Genomic DNA, 1,607 nt, shown 5'->3' with positions numbered 1-1,607 from the left:
GTTATGAACCTACGCTTCCATATCCAGAAATGACAGCAGATAGAGCAGATTAGTGACAACAGGTGAGATCAGTTCAGATATAGACCTAGAAATCTTTAACATGGAAATATTTGGATAAATATGTTCACGAAATGGAGAATACACATTGTAAAATTATGATTATAACAAAAATGATGCAATACAAAACGAAATAAGCAATCTAACAGGTGGTGTTCTATATATTTTTAGTATTAAACCATAATAGGTATGCTTGTATAACTGTAAGTTTGTCGATTAGATGGCTATATTGACAATGTAGAAAAAGAGAAATATAGTATAGATAAGATAATGTCGATTAATGACAAGTGAAAATATGCTCGATTAAGATTATTGTGTCGTAATTTGTAATTATAAGCACCTTGAGGAGGATTGGAAATGAAACTCGGGTTATTGAAGAAATTGTTTAAAAATGATGAAGGTTCGGTTGTGGTCATCGTAGCGGTCATGATGACAGTGTTCATGGGGTTTGCTGCGATTGTGATAGATGCTGGATTTATGTACGGGCAAAGAAGGGCTCTCCAGAATGCTGCTGATGCCGGTGCGTTAGCTGGTGCAATGGAAAGGTCTATTGGTGGAAACTATGTGAAGGTTGCAAAGGATGCTGTTCAACAGAACAGGAATATTCCAAGTGAGGATATTACTGTAACCCCAGTTGGGTCAAACAAGGTGCGTGTGGAGGTTACCCAGGTAGCTCCAAAGATATTTGCTGGATTTCTGACCGATGCTGACAGCTCAGTGTGGGCTGCAGCTGAAGCTGAAAAAATCAGGTGGGCTGGAGATGCTCTGCCGTTTGTAAATCTTGACGACTTGTACATAAATCCTGCGACAAATGTTCTCGGTGGTACGATTGAAGCATGGGAAAAGCTCAAGGGTGGAGTGTTCGAGAGCATTTGGAAGGATGATTTGGAACCTGTAAATGAAAAGGAACCGGGATGGGAAGAGACATCATATTTCGATATATCCTATGAAGATGGAATCACGATTACCCGAGGTGTTGTAACTAATTCTGAGAGCATAGGAAAGATTCTTCAATTCATTTACGACAGGCAGGTTGAGGGTGGAAAGGTATATCTTTTCAGTCTATCCAATGATTCTATAGCATCGAATACTGTTATAGCAAAACCAAATAATCCGAAGGATGCACCTTATATAGAGATGTCGATTATTGACTTCAAGGGGAAGAGTGAGCTTGGTGAGCAGTGGACAATTCACCCGGATAGTCTTGTTCTTCTCGAATGTACATTTGATGAACTGAAATTAACCGGTAACAATCCAAGGTTGATACTGACTGTAACTGATTCCTATACACTTAAGGCTGGCGATATTCCTGATGACTATATAATGCCTGGGATGGGATCTGCCAAACTAACCGACTAGATATCATATACATGTTCTGGACAGTAAATTGGACAAACCCTTGCAAGCCTTTTGGCTGCAAGGGTTTGTGTGCTTTTGGAGTATTTCGAATGGGGTGTTTAGATGGTAAGGGATTCCTTTATTTACCATGTTTAAATGGCTGACTGCATCATCTTGTGGGGATGTGGTCTAAATGACATTTTTTTTTTTTT

Annotated in this window: 1 protein-coding gene; it reads left to right on the top strand. The window is 39.3% G+C overall.

Annotated elements, in window-relative coordinates:
- Positions 1-414: 414 nt before the first annotated feature.
- The gene (locus tag T472_RS05925; RefSeq protein ID WP_023386851.1) at positions 415-1,416 is read left to right on the top strand and encodes a pilus assembly protein TadG-related protein; all 1,002 of its coding nucleotides are present in this window, start codon (positions 415-417) and stop codon (positions 1,414-1,416) included.
- The last annotated feature ends 191 nt before the right edge of the window (positions 1,417-1,607 follow it).

This window comes from Youngiibacter fragilis 232.1 (genome assembly GCF_000495435.3).
In the GTDB taxonomy this organism is placed as follows: Bacteria; Bacillota; Clostridia; order Clostridiales; family Clostridiaceae; genus Youngiibacter; species Youngiibacter fragilis.
Note: the sequence above shows the minus strand (reverse complement) of the source record. Positions and strands in the feature narration are given on the sequence as shown.

Bases quoted from the DNA above. Each gene is read 5' to 3' on its own strand.
- T472_RS05925 (WP_023386851.1), top strand. From the start codon at position 415: ATGAAACTCGGGTTATTGAAGAAATTGTTTAAAAATGATGAAGGTTCG.